We start from the raw sequence: 17,855 nt of genomic DNA, 5'->3' as shown, positions 1-17,855 counted from the left end.
AGAGCAGCGGTCAGTCGGCCCGATCCGCTTGAGCCATCACGTCGCGGTATTCGTCGAGGTCGATGTCCTCGGCGACGACGGTCTTGGTGCCGTTGTAGACGTCACGGTCGATCTCGTCGTCGGCGTTGGCCACCAACATCGCGACGAAGGTGTCGCCGTTGACGTTGAGGAAGGTGCGGAAGATTCCGGCGAACCAATCGACGGCGATCAGTAGGCCCACTGCCTCGAACGGCAGGTCCAGCGACGTGGCCAGGAACATCGCGATCACCGGGAATCCACCAGGCACCGTGATCGTGCCCATGTTCAGCAGGATCGCCAGACCCATCCCGAGGGCGATCTGGCCGACGCTCAGATCGACGTCGCCTGCCTGCGCCAGAAACATCACGACGATCATGTAGTTGAGGACCGCGCCGTACGATCCCATGGTCAGTCCGATCGACAGCGTGAAGTTCGCGACCTTCTGACTGACGCCCACCTTCTCCACGGTGTTCTTGAGAACGGTCGGGAAGGTCACGGCAGAACTCGTGGTCGTGACGGCAATGGCCGTTTGCTCGGTGAGCTTGCTCGGCAGGCTCCTCGGATCGAGCCGCGTCCGCACGGTGACGACCACCACGAACAGGGCGAACAGGATGAGGACGCCGAGCAGGGTGGTACCCAGGTAGCTCAGAGCGGTCGAGACGACGGAGAAGCCGACGTCCCCCGCGAGAGCGGCGAGGAGACAGAACACACCGACCGGTGCGATGTGCATCACCAGGCGAATCATGGTCAGAACGATCTGCTGAATCTGATCCATCAGAGTCAGCACGCCGGTGTCGCCCGTCTTGGTGATGTGGCTGCGCAGCGCAATTCCGAAGAGCAACGAGAACACGATGATCGGCACCATGGTCGCCGTCGACATCGCATTGAAGACATTGGTCGAGACGAAGTTGAGCAGTGTGTCCTGCCAGCCCAACGCCTCGCTCGCGGATTCCTCGAGGCTCGGGTCGAGTTCCTGGGTGAACTCCATACCTGCCCCGGGCTGGATGAGAATGCTGAGCAACCACGCCAGCACCGCTGCCACGAACGAGAAGCCGATCATCCACTTGAAGGTCCGCACCGCGATCTTGCCGGTTCCCGTGCCCGACATCGATCCGGTTGCGACGATCACCGACGCCATGACCAGTGGCACGATCGACATCTGAATCAGGCGAATGAACAGATCGCCGATGAACTTCAGGTTCGCAGCCCAGTCTCCGACGATCAGACCGAATACGATTCCGCCGATGGCCGCCAGGCCGATCTGCGCTGCTGGGTGTCTCAGAGCTTTCACGGCTCGAAATTAGACAGGGGAAATCGCCCCTCGATATCGGACGCGTTGCGCCTGAGTAAAACGTGCGGCTCCCCAGGCTCCTACTATGGGGTGGTGTCCGATTCCGTGACGATCACCCCGAGTCCTCTTCTCACTCTCCCCAACGCAGTCCCGTCCCCGGACGACAGCGTCGACGCCGGGGTGGCCTGGCACTACGGCAATCCGTTCGGCGAGCAACGCGATGCTGTCAGCGCAGCCGCTGTCATCGATCGGTCCCACCGCTTCGTGCTCGCCATCAGCGGCGACGAACGTCTGAGCTGGTTGAACACGATCTCGAGCCAATTCGTGACGAACCTGCCCGACGGCAGCTCGGCGGAGAACCTCAGTCTGGACGTCAACGGACGCATCGAGCATCACTTCGTACAGACCGACCTGGCCGGCGTCACGTACATCGATACCGAGCGCGCGGCCGGACCGGATCTGCTGTCGTTCCTGAGGAAGATGGTGTTCTGGGCCAAGGCCGAGCCCCGCGAAGCCGACGAACTCGCCGTCCTCACCGTTCTCGGATCCGACGCGGCGTCGGTGCTCGAGAAGGTCGGCGTGTCGGCTCCCAGCGAGATCTACGGAGCGTCGGCGATCGACGGCGGCGGATTCGTTCGGCGCATGCCGTGGCCCGGCAGGAACTCGTACGACGTGGTGATCCCCCGCGCGAGCATGGACGAGTGGTTCCTGCGGTTGCGCGACGCCGGGGCCGCCCCGGCCGGAACCTGGGCGTTCGACGCGCTGCGGGTGGAATCGTTGCGTCCGCGCGTCGGTGTCGACACCGACGAGAAGACCATTCCGCACGAGGTTCGCTGGATCGGCAGCGTCGCCGAGTTCGGCGCGGTGCATCTGGAGAAGGGCTGCTACCGCGGTCAGGAGACGGTCTCACGCGTCCACAACCTCGGGCGCCCGCCGCGGCACCTGGTGTTGCTGCATCTCGACGGCTCCGCGGACGGTCGGCCCAGCACGGGTGACCCGGTCACCGCAGGCGGACGGTCCGTGGGGCGTCTGGGTACCGTCATCGATCATTTCGAGCTCGGCCCGATCGCTCTCGCTCTGCTCAAGAGGACGATCCCGGTGGACACCGCCCTCGAAGCGGGTCCGTGCGCTGCGTCGATCGATCCCGATTCCATCCCGTCGTACGACGACGTTCAAGCCGGTCGCGCTGCCGTCGACCGCCTGCGCGGCCGGTGACCGGGACCGTTCTCGCGGTCTGCGTCGTGCACGCCGATGTTCCGTTGGGACGCCGTGCGGTGGTCGACAGCGGCATCGACAAGCGGCCCGTCGAGGGGCCGGTGGACGTCCACGAGCTCGGCATCGGCGGCGATCACTGTCGGGACACGAAGTTCCACGGCGGACTCGATCAGGCCGTCTACGCATACGACGAGGACGAGGCGAGGTACTGGGCCGATCAGCTGGGGACGCCAGTTCCTCCAGGACGATTCGGCGAGAACCTGCGGACCACCGGGGTGTCCGTGACCGATGCGGTGATCGGTTCACGGTGGCGAGTCGGAACTGTGACGCTGGAAGCGACCATCGCTCGCAAGCCGTGCGGCACGTTCGCGCGGTGGATGGGCGAGCCCGGCTGGATCCGTCGATTCACGGCACGTGGCGATGTGGGTGCGTACTTCCGAGTTCTCGAACCGGGTGTCTTCGCCGCCGGCGACAGGGTGACCGTGGAGTCGATCCCCGAACACGGGGTGACGGTGCGGATGCTCTTCGAGGGGAGGGACACAGCTGCAATGCAGACTCTGCTGGACGCGCCGGGTTTGGCACCGAAGGTCTACCGCGATGCGGCAGCTGCGCTGAAATCGGTGCGGAACTGACTCCTGCGGGCTCCGCTCCCCATGATGCCCGGCACGTCGCTCGTCGTGTCGTTTCGCGAAGATAGTTTGCCTGTGCATGGATATCTGCAGGTAAAGGCAGCGCGGGCCCCTGTCCCGGGCGTGTCGCGTGGACGTGCCCGCCACCGACACGTGGTGCCGTCTGCGCATCGCGGCGATTCGCGCGCTAGAGTGTGTGCCAGGAAGAAATACCAACTCTAACGGGGCCGCCAAATTTCCCCAGGCCGCCCCGCAAGTCCGCGAGGGGGCACCGCCATGGGCCGAGGCAGGGCTAAGGCAAAGCAGACAAAAGTCGCTCGTGAGCTCAAGTACAGCTCGCCGACAACGGACTTGGAGAGTCTGCAGAAGGAACTCTCCGGTGGTTCGTCCAACTCCCATCGTGGCATCCACTCTGACTCGGACGTGCATTCCCGAGTCGAGGAAGACGAGTACGAGGACTGGCGACGCTAGTTTTGTGCACTGAACGACTGAGGGGGAGCCGCAGTGCGGCTCCCCCTCATTTGTTCGTGCGATAACGCCCCGATCAGAACCTTGCCGGTCAGAACCTCGGGTGGTTCCCCAGCAACAATGCGCGCTCGTCGGCCACGTCCTTGCCGGTCGCCTTCTTCACCGTGCCCAGTGTCCAGCAATCGATGTGCCGTGCGGTGAGCACGGCGAGGGCGCGGTCGACGTCCTCGGGTGCCACGATGGCGACCATGCCGACGCCCATGTTGAACGTCTGCTCCATCTCGGCCCGCTCCACGCGTCCGCGCTGAGCGATCAGCGAGAAGATCGGAGCCGGGCTCCACGTGGTGCGGTCCAGTTCGGCCACCAGGCCCTCGGGCATCACCCGGGAGAGGTTGTTGGCCAGTCCGCCGCCGGTGACGTGGCAGAACGTGCGCACATCGGTCTCCGCGGCGAGCGCGAGGCAATCCTTGGCGTAGATCTTGGTGGGTTCGAGCAGCTCCTCGCCGAGGGTGCGGCCGAATTCCTCGACGTGTCCGCCGAGGTCCATGTGGTTGATCTCCAGCAGCACCTTGCGAGCCAACGAGTAGCCGTTGGAGTGCAGGCCGGACGATCCCATGCCGATGACGACGTCGCCGGGACGAACCCGCTCGGGTCCCAGGATCGAATCCGCCTCGACGACACCGATGCCGGTGGCCGAGAGGTCGTAATCGCCGTCGGCCATCAGTCCCGGATGTTCCGCGGTCTCGCCGCCGAGCAACGCGCAGCCGGCGATGATGCAGCCCTCGGCGATGCCCTTGACCAGTTCGGCGACCTGCTCGGGAACGACACGGCCCACGGCGATGTAGTCCTGCAGGAACAACGGCTCGGCTCCGCAGACGACGAGATCGTCGACGACCATCGCCACCAGGTCCAGGCCCAGGGTGTCGTGCTTGCCGAGGGCCTGTGCCACGGCCACCTTGGTGCCGACGCCATCGGTCGAGGCCGCCAGAACCGGCTCGCGGTAGTCGCCCTTGAGCGCGAAGAGGCCGGCGAAGCCGCCGAGACCGCCCATGACCTCCGGCCTGCTGGCCTTCTTGGCGAGCGGCGCGAACAGCTGCACTGCTCGGTCTCCTGCGGCGATGTCGACCCCGGCCGCCGCGTAGGAGGCACCGCCCGAGTGAGTTGCGCTCGTGGGTTGGGATTCCTCGGTCATTCGGCTCCAGCCTGTGTACTAGTTCATGTCAGCGCCCGGTGCGGCGCGGCCCCAACGGTACCGGAGTGCCCGGTCAGGAGAAGAACTCACGTGTGCAGGCGCTTGCCGGGAATCGCGGCCAACAGCTTCTTGGTGTAGTCCGCCTCCGGGGATCGCAGAATCTTCCACGGCGTTCCCTCTTCGACGATTCCCCCGTTGCGCAGCACGACCACACGATGCGCGACGCGGTCCACCACGGCGAGGTCGTGGCTGATGAACAGGCACGCGAAACCGAATTCCTGCTGTAGTGCCTCGAACAGGTCCAGCACTGCTGCCTGCACCGATACGTCGAGGGCGCTGGTCGGCTCGTCCGCGACCACCAGATCCGGACCCAGCACCAAGGCCCGTGCCAAGCTGACGCGTTGCCGTTGTCCACCGGAGAGCTCGTGCGGGTACCGCTTGTCGGTGCCCGACGGCAGTTGCACGGCGTCGAGCAGTTCGGTCGTCCTCGCGGCGATCGCATCCTTGGAGCCGTACTTGTGCACGATCATCGGCTCGGCGATACATTGTCCGACGGTCAGTCGCGGATTCAGTGACGCCGACGGGTCCTGGAAGACGAAGCCGAAGCGCTTGCGTAGAGGCTTGAGCTTGCGTTCACTGACACCGGCGATGTTCTGTCCCATCACCGTCACGCTGCCGCTGGTCGGCTTCTGTAGTGCCGCGACACATCTGCCGATGGTCGATTTACCCGAGCCGGATTCACCGACCAGACCGAGGGTCTCGCCGCGGTGAATGGTGAGCGAGACGTCGTCGACCGCCCGGAATGCCGGTGAGCCGACACCACCGGAGAACTGCACCACAAGCCGTGAGACGTCGAGTACCGGATCGCCCGAGGTGTCGACGGTCTTGTCGGACTCCACCGCAGCGAGGGTCGGCACCGCGGCCAGCAATTTCTTGGTGTAGTCGTCTGCGGGCGCGTCGAACAGCTGCGCCACCGGTGCTTCCTCGACGACGCGGCCGTTCTGCATGACGACGACGCGGTCCGCCAGATCGGACACGACGCCCATGCTGTGGGTGATGAGCACGATGGCGCAACCCAACCGATCCTTGAGATCGCGGAGCAGCTCCAGGATCTCGGCCTGCACCGTGACGTCGAGGGCGGTGGTCGGCTCGTCGGCGATGATGACCTTCGCCTCACACGAGATGGCGATCGCGATCATGACGCGTTGCTTCTGGCCGCCCGAGAGCTCGTGCGGGTAGTACGAGAAGCGTTGCTCGGGGTTGGGCAGACCCACCATCGTCAACAATTCGACGGCCCGCGCCTTGGCATCTTTCGCCGACATCCGCTTACCGTCCGCGCGTGTGTGCGCACGCAGTGCTTCGACGATCTGGTACCCGATGGTGAAGAGCGGATCGAGAGCACTGCCCGGTTCCTGGAACACCATCGAGATCTTGTTGCCGCGCAACTGCGCCCACGCCTTGTTGCTCAGCCTCGTCACGTCCTGGCCACCGAGCACCACGTGTCCCTCGACGCGTGCGGTGTCGGGCAACAGGCCGATGGCGGATCGGACGCTGACGGACTTACCCGATCCGGACTCCCCCACCACGGCCAAGACCTCACCGGGGAACACCTCGAACGAGACCTCGGTGACGGCATCGACCTCGCCGGCATCGGTGAGGAACGTGACGGACAACGACTGCACCGACAGTGCGGTCTCGCGTGGAGTTGCAACACTCGAGGTCATACCTTCACCGCCTTCTTGAATTTCTTGCGGGTGCGCAGCAGCGGATTGAGTGTCTCGCTTGCACTTTCACCCACCATGGTCAAACCGAGTACCACCAGCACGATGCCGAGGCCCGGGAACACCGACGTCCACCAGATGCCGTTGGAGATATCCGGCAGGGCCTTGTTGATGTCGTAGCCCCATTCCGAGGCGGAGGTGGGCTCGATGCCGAACCCGAGGAACCCGAGCCCGGCCAGGGTCAGGATGGCCTCGGCCCCATTGAGGGTGATGATGACCGGCAGCGTCTGCACCACGTTGGCGAGGATGTGGCGGAACAGGATTCGCGGCGTGCCGACGCCGGTCACCCGAGCGGCATCGACGTACGGTTCGGTCTTGACCGCCACCGTGGCATTGCGGACCACACGGAAATACTGTGGGACGAAGATCGCCGTGATGGCGATGGCCGCGGATGCGATACCGCCGAAACTCGACGACTGGCCGCCTGCCACGACGATCGAGATGACCACCGCGAGAAGCAGAGACGGAAACGCGTACATCGCGTCCATGAACAGCACCAGCACGCGGTCGAACCAGCGCCCGATGTAGCCCGAGGCGAGCCCGAGAGGAACTCCGATGATCAGCGAGAGAATCAACGACGACGCGATCACCATCAATGCCGTTCTGGCACCGTAGATCACCCGCGAGAACACATCCTCACCGCGAACCGAGGTGCCGAACCAGTGCTCGGCGGACGGAGCTGCCTGCCTGGCGAAATCCTGCCCGGCGTCGCTGGTCTGCGAGAACCCGTACGGCGCGAGCAGCGGCGCGAACACCGCAGCGATGACGAACCCCACCATCAGGGCCAAGCCGACGATCAACGTGACGCGTTGCAATCCCGAGGTGGACTTGACGAACGCGACGCCGGGAAATCCTCGACGGTGTGGGCGGGTGGGAGGACGTCGGACAGCACGACTTCGGTGCTCATCAGAACCTCACTCTCGGGTCGATGAGTGCGACGATCGCGTCGGTGACGAAGCTGACGACGGCGACCACCACGGCCAGGAACGTCACGATGCCCTGCACGGCAACGAAATCGCGTTGCTGCAGATAGCGGGCGAGCTCGTAGCCCAGGCCCTGCCACTCGAAGGTCGTCTCGGTGAGTACCGCACCGCCCAGGAGCACGGCGATCTGCAGACCGATGACGGTGACGATGGGAATCATGGCGTTGCGGAATGCATGTCGCCTCGTCACGGTGCCCTCGCTCAGTCCGCGGGCGCGGGCAGCATCGACGAACGGGGCCTGCAACGTCTGAATCAGGTTGACGCGCACCAGTCGCAGGAATACACCGGCCGTCAACAGTCCCAGTGCGAGAGCAGGCAGCACAGCGTGCTCGAGCACGTCGACGGTGTAGCTCGTCTCGCCGTAGAGGAACGAATCGACGATCAGGATGTTGGTCTTGGGCGAGACGTTCTGCAGGGCCAGTTCCACATTGGTGCTGGCCCGACCGGCGACGGGCAGCCAGCCGAGCTTGACTGCGAACAGCAGTTTGAGCAGCATGCCGACGAAGAACACCGGGGCCGCATACGCCAGGATCGCGAAGATTCGCAGCGAGGCGTCGCCGAACCGGTCACGATGGGTGGCAGCGAAGAACCCGAGCGGGATACCGACGGCGAAGGCCACCAGCAACGCCCAGAACGCCAGTTCCAGAGTTGCTGCGCCGTTGACGAGCAGGACGTCGCTGATCGCGCGGTTGTCGGTCGCGGAACGGCCGAAATCGCCACGCAGCAAGCCGGTCAGGTACTCCCAGTACTGCGTCAGGATCGGCCGGTCGTAGCCGGCCTCGGCCTTGCGCTGGGCGATCTGCTCGGCAGGTAGGCGGCCACCGAGGGCCGCCGTGATCGGATCACCGATCACCCGCATCAGGAAGAAGACGACGGTGACGAGAATCCAGGCAGTCGGAATGATCAGCAAAAATCTGACCCCGAGATAACGGGCGAGCGCGCCGTACCGTGACGGCGCGCTCGCCTGCTGTGCTTGCTTCTCGCCCTCTACCGTCGTGCTGTCGGTAGTGGGCACGCCGTCAGCTCTTGGCGAGAGTGACGAACCGGAACTTGAACGAGGCGTCGAGAGTCTCGTCCACGCCGCTGATCGCATCGGTGGCGACGGCGATCTGCTTGCCCTCCAACAACGGAAGCGTCGGCAGGTAGTTCGTCGCGAGCTCGGTCTGGATCTGGCCGATGATCTGCATCCGAGCATTCTCGTCGGCCGTCGTGCGCTCGAGATCGAGCAGCGAGGTGATCGCCGGGCTCTCGAAGTGCGACTGCAGGAAGTTGTCCGGTGCGAAGAACGGCGTCAGGTAGTTGTCGGCATCGGGGTAGTCCGGGAACCAACCCAGCTGGTACACCGGGTACGCGTCGGCGACGCGTTCCTTGGTGTACGTGCTCCACTCGGTGGACTGCAGGTTCACGTTGAACAGGCCCGTCGCGTCGAGCTGACTCTTGATCGCGGCGTATTCCTCGCTCGAGGACGAACCGTAGTGGTCCGGGTTGTACTGCAGGTTGAGCTGCACCGGGGTGGCAACGCCTGCGGCAGAGAGGAACCCGGCTGCCTCGTCGCGGTTGGGCGTGGTGCCGTAGACGTCGCCGTACGCGGTGTTCGAGCCGGCCAGGCCGGTGGGAACGACGGAATACAGCGGGGTGTAGGTGCCCTTGTAGACGCCGTCGGACAACGCCTGACGATCGACCGAGGACGCAATTGCCTTGCGTACGGCCAACTTCTGATCGGGTGTGTCACCGGGCATCGTGTTCATGTTGAAGACCATGTAGCGCGATTCGCCGCCCGGCCCCTCGTGCACCGTCAAACCGTCGACTGCTCCGAGCGATTCGACGTCGGTGGGGGTGAGCGAGCGCCACGCGACGTCGATGGCCTTGTTCTGTACGTCGAGCTTCAGGTTGTCCGAGCTGGTGTAGTACTTCGCGTTGATCGACGATGTCTTCGGCGCTCCGAGAATGCCCTTGTAGTCACCGTTCGCAGTGAAGCTCACGAGGGAGTTCTTGGCGTAGCTCGAGATCGAGTACGGACCGGCGAACGGCGTACCCGCCACGATGGCGTCGTCGTCGAGGATCTTGTCTGCGGGGAACACGGTCTGATCGACGATCGGGCCAGCCGGAGTCGCCAGAATCTGCGGGAAGGTCTGATCGTTCGCGGACTTCAGCGTGAACTCGACGGTCTTCTCGTCCGGGGTCGCGATGCTGTCGAGGTTGGTCAACAGCGACGCAGGCCCGTTGGGGTCGTTGATGGCGACGATGCGGTCGAACGAGTACTTCACGCTCTCGCTCGTCAGTGGGTTGCCGTTCGCGAACGTCAGGTCGTCCTTGAGCGTGCACTTGTAGACGGTCGGCTCGGCGAAGTCACAGCTCTCGGCGACATCGGGCTCGAGCTCGGAGCTACCCGGGGCGAAGTTCATCAGGAAGGGGTAGGTCTGGTTCATCAACATGAACGAGCCGTTGTCGTACGAGCCGGCCGGGTCGAGCGATGTCACCTGGTCGGTGGTGCCGACCGTGATGGTCTCGCCGCCGCCGTCGCCGCCGGACCCGCCGGCGTCGGTGCGTCCCGAGCCGCAGGCTGCGGCCGTCAATGCGAGTACCGACAGTGCTGCCACTGCTGCGGTCTTCTTACCGTGCTTGCGCACAGCTGTCCTGGATGCGGCACTGTAGCGCTGCATGCGTCCGTCGTCGGGCGACAGGGTCATCTGATGCCTCTATCCAAATCGGTGTGTCCTATGTAACTCGGGACAGTACCGATGGACTGTTTCCAATATGTGGCATTGAGAAAACCCTGTTGTTCCCTGGAGGAAAAGACCAGGTCAAGGGCGACTGAGAGCGCTCACATTTGCGTCGTTGGCCACCGGCTGCCCGGCCGCCGACGCCAGTAGACCCTCGAGAACGTGCTTGCCGAGCGCATTGTCGGCGGGCAGATCGATCGGGTACTTACCGGTGAAACATGCTGCGCACAAACGTGATTCGGGCTGCTCGGACGCCGCGATCATGCCGTCGATGGAGATGTACCCCAGCGAATCGGCACCGATGGCCTGGCGGACGCCTTCGAGAATCCCGTCCTCCGAGTCGACGCCGTTGGCGATCAGCTCTGCGGGAGAAGCGAAGTCGATGCCGTAGAAGCATGGCCACCGCACCGGCGGGGACGCGATGCGGACGTGGATTTCGAGCGCGCCTGCTTCTCGAAGCATCCTGATCAGCGCACGCTGCGTATTGCCGCGAACGATCGAATCGTCCACCACCACCAGCCTTTTGCCCCGAATGACCTCTTTGAGTGGATTGAGCTTGAGCCTGATGCCGAGCTGACGAATGGTCTGCGACGGCTGAATGAACGTGCGGCCCACGTACGCGTTCTTCATCAGCCCCTGGCCGTAGGGAATGCCGGAGCCCTGAGCGAAACCGACCGCGGCGGGAGTTCCGCTCTCGGGCACCGGAATCACCAGATCGCCCTCGGCCGGATGCTCCTTCGCGAGCCGACGTCCGATCTCGACGCGCGTCGAGTGCACCGAACGGCCACCGATGACGCTGTCGGGACGAGCGAGGTACACGTACTCGAACACGCATCCCTTGGGCTCGGGGGCGGCGAATCGAGAGGACCGAACACCGTCTGCGTCGATCGCGAGCAACTCACCGGGCTCGATGTCTCGGACGAACGCAGCACCGACGATGTCGAGAGCGGCCGTCTCGCTGGCGACCACCCAGCCGCGATCGAGGCGGCCGAGGCACAGCGGGCGAACACCGTGCGGGTCGCGAGCAGCGTAGAGCGTGTGCTCGTCCATGAATGTCAAGCAGAACGCGCCTTTGAGCTGCGGCAACAGCTCCATCGCCGCCTGTTCGACGGTGCAGTCGGCAGCCTTGTGTGCCATCAGCGCCGTCACCACGTCGGAATCCGAGGTGCCGTTGCCCTGCAACCGGTCGCTGATCAGGCCCGCGTCGCGAGCCTTGGTGGCGAGCTCGGCGAAATTCACGAGGTTTCCGTTGTGACCGAGCGCAATCCCGGTACCAGCCGTGGTGGTGCGGAAGATCGGCTGCGCGTTCTCCCATGTGACCGACCCGCTGGTGGAGTAGCGGCAGTGGCCGATGGCGACATGCCCTGGCATCGCGCCCAGGGTCTGCTCGTCGAACACCTGGCTGACGAGGCCGAGATCCTTGAACACCAGCACCTGGGAACCGTCGGACACCGCGATGCCGGCAGCCTCCTGACCACGGTGCTGCAGCGCATAGAGGCCGTAATACGAGAGCTTGGCCACATCCTCGCCCGGTGCCCATACTCCGAACACTCCGCACTCTTCGCGCGGCTCGTTCTCCGGTTCGTCGAGGGGTTTGCCTAGCAGAAGATTCGGACTGTCGACCGACAAATCGGCGTTGGTCACGGGCATTGCTCCCTTGGGGGTACGGGGCGGGGGGCCGTGCCCAAGTCTACGGGCACACGGCCGGAGTCAACGCATCGTGTGGACGGGAGATTCCCGGCAGGCGAACGAGTGCGGAGATTCGTACCGATCATGTGATGGACAGCAGCGGCAACCAGCGGCCCACCTCGGCCGCGCGGCTTCCGGACGCATCGATGGAGCCGTCGGCGAGAGCCTCGGCGAAATCGCGGGTTCCGGTGACCACCTGCAGCCACGTCAGGGCGTCGGTTTCGACGACATTCGGCGGAGTTCCACGAGTATGCCGAGGTCCGACGATGCACTGGACTGCGACGAACGGCGGCACGCGCACCTCGACCGAGGATCCAGGCGCATTCTGGCCCAGAGTCCTCGCGGTGGTGCGTACCGCCGCGGCGATCTGTGCACGAGCCGGTTTGTCCGCCTCGCCCTTGATCCACTCCGCAACGGCCAGGACCGCGTCACGAACCTCTGCGGGGCCGACTTCCTTGTGTGGCGGCACAGCTACCGACTCCTGTCGTTCGCAGCGAGATGCGCCAGCACGGCACCGCTCGCATTGAGGAAGTAGTGCAGCAGGGCCGGGGCGAGCACGCTCCCGCTGCGAGCCCGCAACCACGAGAACACCACACCTGCGGCCGTAGTCGCGATCACGGTTCCCGGCACGGTGTCCCCGGCGGCGCGAGCCGGGTGAATGTGCCAGAGCCCGAAGAAGATCGGCGACAGCACCGGCGATGCGGCATCGAGCACCCCGCGAAAGAGCAACTCCTCGGTCAACACCGTTCCCACCGGGATCCGAAACAGCACCCACTCGGCCAGCTCGTCCTCGGACGGCCGGACACGGCGTCGCAACGCCGGAATCGCGGCGACGACGGCGGATCCGAGAACCGGAATCGCCGACGCCGCAGCACCCCATTTCAGTCCGACAGCGGTGTTGCGCAATCCCAGTTGCGCAGCGCTGTGGCCCGACACCGCCGCGACGGCCACGGCGAACGAGGCGTTGGCCACCGCCCGTCCACGGGCATCGAGACCTGTCGACGGCAGCACGACCGTGCTCCACGCCGTCGTCGCGGAGCCGATCAGTAGCGCGGTCTTCACCTCTCGGGACCGTCTCACTTCTCGGGACCGTCTCGGCCGGCGAATTGCTCCATGACTCCGCGCACTCGCTCGGTGTCGCGGTCGGTCCAACCCTCGGGTGCGGCGACGGCCACCCAGCCGTCGAGCACCAGGGTTCCGTAGTTGTGGCCGTGCCCGTCGGGGACACCCGCAGCATTGGTCAGGTCGGCGGCCACCTGCCAGAACGTGACGACCGGGAACCAGCGCATGCTCGGCAAGCGGTCCGGACCGGGTGGCTCGGACAGCCAGTCGGGACGCTCGAACAGCAGGTCGGGTGACCACCAGACCACCGGATCCGACGCATGCTGCACGTAGAGGATTCGCGGTTCGTACCAGGGCTGATCCTCCGGCGGGATGCCCGACGAGTTGTCGGCGAATCGGACCGTCAGGCCCTCGGAGTAGACCGGCCGGACCTCGGGACTTCCCGGGTCGCGTCGGCTGACGAACTGACTCCAGATGCGGTTGTTGTTCGGCGGTCCTACCCACAGCACGCCGTCGGTGGTGGCCCGGATATCGGCCAAACCGTCGAACGCACCCTCACCGGCCTGGGTACCGAGGCTCTCGCCGTAGACGTAGAACTTGGGGCGAGTGGCTTCGGGCTCCTGCAGCCATCGGTCGTGCACCTTGTCGATGAGCGCCTTGCCTGCCTGCGCGGCCTTGTCGCCCTCGGCGATGAACGAGATCCAGCTGGGCAGATACGAATACTGGGACGCAACGGTGGCGACGTCGCCGTCGAACATGAGCTCTTCGGCTTCGATGGCGGTCGGGTTGACCCACCCGGTGCCCGTGGTCGGGACGACGACCAGTGCCGCGCGCTGAAATGCGCCGGTGCGTTCGAGTTCGGCGACCACGATGTCCAGTCGCTCGTCCTGGGTCTCCGCAGTTTCCAGCCCGGCGTAGGCCCTGATCGGCTCTAGGCTCGGACGGCCCGTGGCCCGTTCCATCTCGTCGGCGCGCAGCCCGCTGGAGACGAAGTTGCGACCCTCGAATCCGAGAGTGTCCCACGGTGCCAACGAGTTCGGGCTGCCGGAGCGTTCGTCGGCCACGGGTTGTTCTGCGCCCTCACGGGTTTCGTCGTTCTGCAGACTGAAGGCCGAGTTGGTGACCTCGGAGACCGCGCGCAGCAGCACGCCCTGCACCAGGGCGACGGACAGCACGACGAGTACGACGACCCCCAGGGCGTTGGCCACTTCCCGTGGCATCTTCACGACGCGGTTGATCTGACGGGCCAGCAGTCGTACGAGGTCGCGCAACACCCGCCACACCGAAATCAACAGCGCCGCAATGGCGATACTGAGAGCCCCGGTGCGGAAGTAACCTGTGGTGGTGGTGCCCTCCGCGTCCATCAGTGCGGCAAGCTCACGCTGCCATTCCGCGGAGATCGACAGCATGATCATCGACGCCGCGACAGCCAGAACCGGTACCGCGACCTTGGCGGTGAGTTCGACCTTGCGGGGCAACGGCCACCACGACCGTGAGGAGAGCCACCATCGGGTGACGGCCCATCCCACTGCCACGCCGAACGCATAGCCGATGGCCGCGTTGATTCCACCGATGATGCCCTGGAACAGCCATCCGCGAGGGAGCAGAGACGGCGTCAGAGACCAGCAGAAGAACAGTGCACTGAACGCGATTCCGGCGAAGTCCAGACGCAGCAGACCCCAGGCCCACATGACGAACGGGTGCTTGTCCGGTGAGGGGACCGAGAACTCGAGCGTCGGCAGGTGGTATCTGTGATGCTGGTCCTGTTCGAGTGCGGCGTCGGGTTCGACGCCGTCCCGCTCCGATGTCTGTTCCCCGACGGATGCCTGTCCCCCCACCTCTGTCAGCCGAAGAGTCTGGGGAGAGTGCTCTCGAACGTCTCGCGCAGTTCCGTCATCGGGACGGAGAACTGCCCTTGCACCTCGATCGAGTCCGAGCCTTCGTCGACGACGCCGATGCGCGCCCACGGCAGACCGCGGGCGGTGCACATGCCGGTGAAGCGGGTCTCTTCCGTGCGCGGTACGGCGACCAGTACGCGTCCCGAGGACTCGGAGAACAGCGTCACGAACGGATCGGCACCCTCGGGAAGGAGGATGCGGCAACCGGTTTCGCCGGCCAGAGCGGCTTCGACGACGGCCTGCGCGAGGCCGCCCTCGGACAGATCGTGTGCCGCCGAGACCAGGCCGTCACGCGAGGACGACAGCAGAATGTCGGCGAGCAATTGCTCGCGGGCAAGATCGACCTTGGGCGGCACGCCGCCGAGGTGATTGTGCTCGACCTGCGCCCAGATCGACCCATCGAACTCGTCGTAGGTGTCGCCGAGCAGGATCAGCGTCTCACCGGGCTCGAGTCCGAGGCCGGTGGGGATGCGGCGATGCACGTCGTCGATCACGCCGAGCACACCGACGACGGGTGTCGGCAGGATCGGCTCGGCACCGGTCTGGTTGTAGAAGCTCACGTTGCCGCCGGTCACCGGAATGCCGAGGGTGACGCAACCGTCGGCCAGGCCGCGCACGGCCTGCTGGAACTGCCACATGACACCCGGATCCTCGGGCGAGCCGAAGTTCAGGCAGTTGGTGACGGCCTTGGGCGTCGAGCCGGTGACGGCGACGTTGCGGAACGCTTCGGCCAATGCGAGCTGCGCACCCCGGTAGGGATCGAGTGCGGTGTAGCGGCCCGACGCGTCGGTGGCCAAAGCGATTCCGCGACCGGTCTTCTCGTCGATCCGGATGACGCCGGCGTCGGCGTTCTCGGCGAGGACGGTATTGCCGCGCACGTAGCGGTCGTACTGCTCGGTGATGAATCGACGGCTGCACAACTGCGGCGAGCCGATCATCTTCAGCAGTGTCGCCCTCAGCTCGTCCCCGGTTTCCGGACGCTGCAGCGACGCAGTGGTGTTCGCGACCAGATCGTCCTGCGTGTCCGGTCGCTGCACGGGACGGTTGTACACCGGTCCCTCGTGCGCAACGGTCTTCGGCGGAACGTCGACCACGGTCTCGCCGTGCCACGTGATCTGCAGATGCTCACCGTCGGTGACCTCACCGATGACGGTGGCCAGGACGTCCCACTTGCGGCAGACGGCCATGAACGCGTCGACGTTCTCGGGCGTCACCACGGCGCACATACGCTCCTGGGATTCGCTCGAGAGCACCTCGGCGGGCGTCATGCCGGTGGCACGCATCGGCACCTTCTCCAGCTCGATGTGCATGCCACCACTGCCCGCGGAGGCCAATTCCGAAGTGGCGCAGGACAATCCGGCACCGCCGAGGTCCTGGATGCCGACGACCAACTTGTTGGAGTACAGCTCGAGGCAGGCCTCGATGAGCACCTTCTCGGTGAACGGATCGCCGACCTGGACGGCAGGGAGCTTCTTCCGGCCCCCGCCGGTCTCGTCACCGTCGAAGGTCTCCGACGCCAGGACGGACACGCCTCCGATGCCGTCGAGACCGGTTCGGGCTCCGAACAGAATGATCTTGTTACCCAGCCCCGATGCGAACGCCAGGTGCATGTCCTCGACGCGCATGACACCGGCACACAGGGCGTTGAGCAGAGGGTTACCGGCGTAGGAGGCGTCGAACACCGTCTCGCCGCCGATGTTCGGCAGGCCGAGGGAGTTACCGTAACCGCCGACGCCTGCGACGATGCCGCTCAGGACGCGGCGCGTGTCGGGTGCATCCGCAGCACCGAATCGCAGCTGGTCCATGACGGCGATCGGGCGAGCGCCCATGGCCATGATGTCGCGGACGATGCCGCCGACGCCGGTCGCGGCACCTTGGTAGGGCTCGACGTACGACGGGTGATTATGGCTCTCGACCTTGAACGTGACGGCCCAGCCGTCGCCGACGTCGACGACGCCCGCGTTCTCACCGATGCCGGCGAGCATCGGCTTGCGCATCTCGTCCGTGGTGGTCTCGCCGAAGTACTTCAGGTGCACCTTGGAGGACTTGTACGAGCAGTGCTCGCTCCACATGACGGAGTACATCGCCAATTCGGCGTCGGTAGGGCGACGGCCGAGGATTTCCTTGATGCGGACGTATTCGTCGTCCTTGAGTCCGAGTTCCTTGTACGGCTGCGCAACGTCGGGGGTGGCGACGGCGTTGGAGACAGTGTCTGTGGGTACAGAGCTAGCGGACACGAGGAATAGGTCCCTTCGATGGAGCGAAATGCCAGGGAGAGTCTATCGGGACCGTCGGACATGTACGGCATCGGTCGTGCGGGGTCGAACTTCTGTCGTGCGAACATCACCTGATGGACATCGCGCTGACCGAGAACGATCTGGACGAAACGGGCGTCATCGACCCGTCGATGGTGGCCAAGGGAGTCGACGTACCGCCCAAGGCCGTCGTCTGCTTCTTCTCCGAAGTGATCGACAGTATCTGCGCGAAAGGCGACGCCCGAGTCGTGTCGATCATGCGCTCCGAGCACGGCGAACACCCCGTCTACGAGATCGAACGGAACGGGGAGAAGCTTGCCGTCTTCCATCCCGGCGTCGGCGCTCCGCTGGCCGCGCTGTTCCTGGAAGAAGCGATCGCGATGGGATGCACCCAATTCGTGGCGGTCGGCGGCGCGGGGGCACTGTCCGACGACCTGGGCATGGGACACGTCATGGTCGTCGACAGCGCCGTCCGCGACGAGGGCACCTCGTTCCACTACCTACCGCCCGGCCGAGTGGTCGACGCCGATCCGGCGGGAGTCGCCGTGCTGCAGTCGGTGCTGACCGACGCCGGAGTCGACTTCGTCACCGGCCGATCCTGGACGACCGATGCGCTCTACCGCGAGACCCGCGCCCGCGTTTCCCGCCGCG

15 protein-coding genes are annotated in these 17,855 nt (G+C 65.3%); 4 read left to right on the top strand and 11 right to left on the bottom strand.

Annotated features, from left to right (window positions below; all coding sequences use genetic code 11):
• Positions 1–10: 10 nt before the first annotated feature.
• Positions 11–1,309, bottom strand: a complete 1,299-nt coding sequence (locus CH275_RS19055) for a dicarboxylate/amino acid:cation symporter (RefSeq protein ID WP_094679868.1) — start codon at positions 1,307–1,309, stop codon at positions 11–13.
• Between the two features lie 93 nt (positions 1,310–1,402).
• On the opposite strand from CH275_RS19055, the gene ygfZ reads away from it, so the two are divergent.
• The 3 genes from ygfZ to CH275_RS19040 all read left to right on the top strand — a co-directional run bounded on the left by ygfZ (position 1,403) and on the right by CH275_RS19040 (position 3,624).
• Positions 1,403–2,524 (top strand): CAF17-like 4Fe-4S cluster assembly/insertion protein YgfZ, encoded by a 1,122-nt coding sequence (ygfZ, locus tag CH275_RS19050; RefSeq protein ID WP_094680268.1) that lies wholly within the window; start codon positions 1,403–1,405, stop codon positions 2,522–2,524.
• Positions 2,521–3,156: an MOSC domain-containing protein gene (locus CH275_RS19045; protein ID WP_094679867.1), complete on the top strand. Its 636-nt coding sequence runs from the start codon at positions 2,521–2,523 to the stop codon at positions 3,154–3,156. Before ygfZ ends, CH275_RS19045 begins: the two co-directional genes overlap by 4 nt.
• 273 nt (positions 3,157–3,429) lie before the next feature.
• Positions 3,430–3,624, top strand: a complete 195-nt coding sequence (locus CH275_RS19040; protein ID WP_008719426.1) for a DUF3073 domain-containing protein — start codon at positions 3,430–3,432, stop codon at positions 3,622–3,624.
• Positions 3,625–3,712: 88 nt separating this feature from the next.
• Here the strand turns inward: CH275_RS19040 and purM are convergent, their stop codons facing one another.
• From purM to purL, 10 genes are all read right to left on the bottom strand, one after another.
• Positions 3,713–4,813 (bottom strand): phosphoribosylformylglycinamidine cyclo-ligase, encoded by a 1,101-nt coding sequence (purM, locus tag CH275_RS19035; RefSeq protein ID WP_032376541.1) that lies wholly within the window; start codon positions 4,811–4,813, stop codon positions 3,713–3,715.
• A gap of 86 nt (positions 4,814–4,899) precedes the next feature.
• Positions 4,900–6,537 carry an ABC transporter ATP-binding protein gene (locus tag CH275_RS30285; RefSeq protein ID WP_094679866.1) on the bottom strand — a complete coding sequence of 546 codons (1,638 nt, stop codon included), beginning with the start codon at positions 6,535–6,537 and terminating at the stop codon, positions 4,900–4,902.
• Entirely contained in the window at positions 6,534–7,409 is an 876-nt protein-coding gene (locus CH275_RS19025) for an ABC transporter permease (protein WP_256991117.1), read from the bottom strand. The genes CH275_RS30285 and CH275_RS19025 overlap by 4 nt, the downstream gene beginning before the upstream one ends.
• 91 nt (positions 7,410–7,500) lie before the next feature.
• Entirely contained in the window at positions 7,501–8,487 is a 987-nt protein-coding gene (locus CH275_RS19020) for an ABC transporter permease (RefSeq protein WP_179276273.1), read from the bottom strand.
• A 109-nt stretch (positions 8,488–8,596) separates the two neighbouring features.
• On the bottom strand, positions 8,597–10,240 hold the full coding sequence (locus CH275_RS19015) for an ABC transporter substrate-binding protein (RefSeq protein ID WP_373453729.1): 1,644 nt from the start codon (positions 10,238–10,240) through the stop codon (positions 8,597–8,599).
• Positions 10,241–10,381: 141 nt separating this feature from the next.
• Positions 10,382–11,944: an amidophosphoribosyltransferase gene (purF, locus tag CH275_RS19010; protein WP_032406013.1), complete on the bottom strand. Its 1,563-nt coding sequence runs from the start codon at positions 11,942–11,944 to the stop codon at positions 10,382–10,384.
• Between the two features lie 127 nt (positions 11,945–12,071).
• Complete coding sequence (locus CH275_RS19005; protein ID WP_094679863.1) at positions 12,072–12,458, bottom strand: sterol carrier family protein; 387 nt, start codon at positions 12,456–12,458, stop codon at positions 12,072–12,074.
• Positions 12,459–12,460: 2 nt separating this feature from the next.
• Positions 12,461–13,051: a CPBP family intramembrane glutamic endopeptidase gene (locus tag CH275_RS19000; RefSeq protein WP_094679862.1), complete on the bottom strand. Its 591-nt coding sequence runs from the start codon at positions 13,049–13,051 to the stop codon at positions 12,461–12,463.
• A 14-nt stretch (positions 13,052–13,065) separates the two neighbouring features.
• Positions 13,066–14,793, bottom strand: coding sequence for an alpha/beta hydrolase (locus tag CH275_RS18995; protein WP_373453728.1), 1,728 nt, complete (start codon positions 14,791–14,793; stop codon positions 13,066–13,068).
• A gap of 101 nt (positions 14,794–14,894) precedes the next feature.
• A complete protein-coding gene (gene purL, locus CH275_RS18990; RefSeq protein ID WP_094679860.1) occupies positions 14,895–17,186 on the bottom strand; it encodes a phosphoribosylformylglycinamidine synthase subunit PurL in 2,292 nt (763 codons plus the stop codon).
• A 113-nt stretch (positions 17,187–17,299) separates the two neighbouring features.
• Here purL and CH275_RS18985 point away from each other — a divergent pair.
• On the top strand, positions 17,300–17,855 hold a 556-nt coding region (locus CH275_RS18985), incomplete at its 3' end, for a nucleoside phosphorylase (protein ID WP_256991116.1).

The sequence above is a fragment of the Rhodococcus sp. 06-235-1A genome (assembly GCF_002258785.1).
Lineage (GTDB): Bacteria > Actinomycetota > Actinomycetes > Mycobacteriales > Mycobacteriaceae > Rhodococcoides.
The sequence above is the reverse complement of the archived record's forward strand: the minus strand, read 5'-3'. Positions and strand labels throughout refer to the sequence as shown.

Bases quoted from the DNA above. Each gene is read 5' to 3' on its own strand.
- CH275_RS19040 (WP_008719426.1), top strand. From the start codon at position 3,430: ATGGGCCGAGGCAGGGCTAAGGCAAAGCAGACAAAAGTCGCTCGTGAG.
- purM (WP_032376541.1), bottom strand. From the start codon at position 4,813: ATGACCGAGGAATCCCAACCCACGAGCGCAACTCACTCGGGCGGTGCC.
- CH275_RS30285 (WP_094679866.1), bottom strand. From the start codon at position 6,537: ATGACCTCGAGTGTTGCAACTCCACGCGAGACCGCACTGTCGGTGCAG.
- CH275_RS19015 (WP_373453729.1), bottom strand. From the start codon at position 10,240: ATGCAGCGCTACAGTGCCGCATCCAGGACAGCTGTGCGCAAGCACGGT.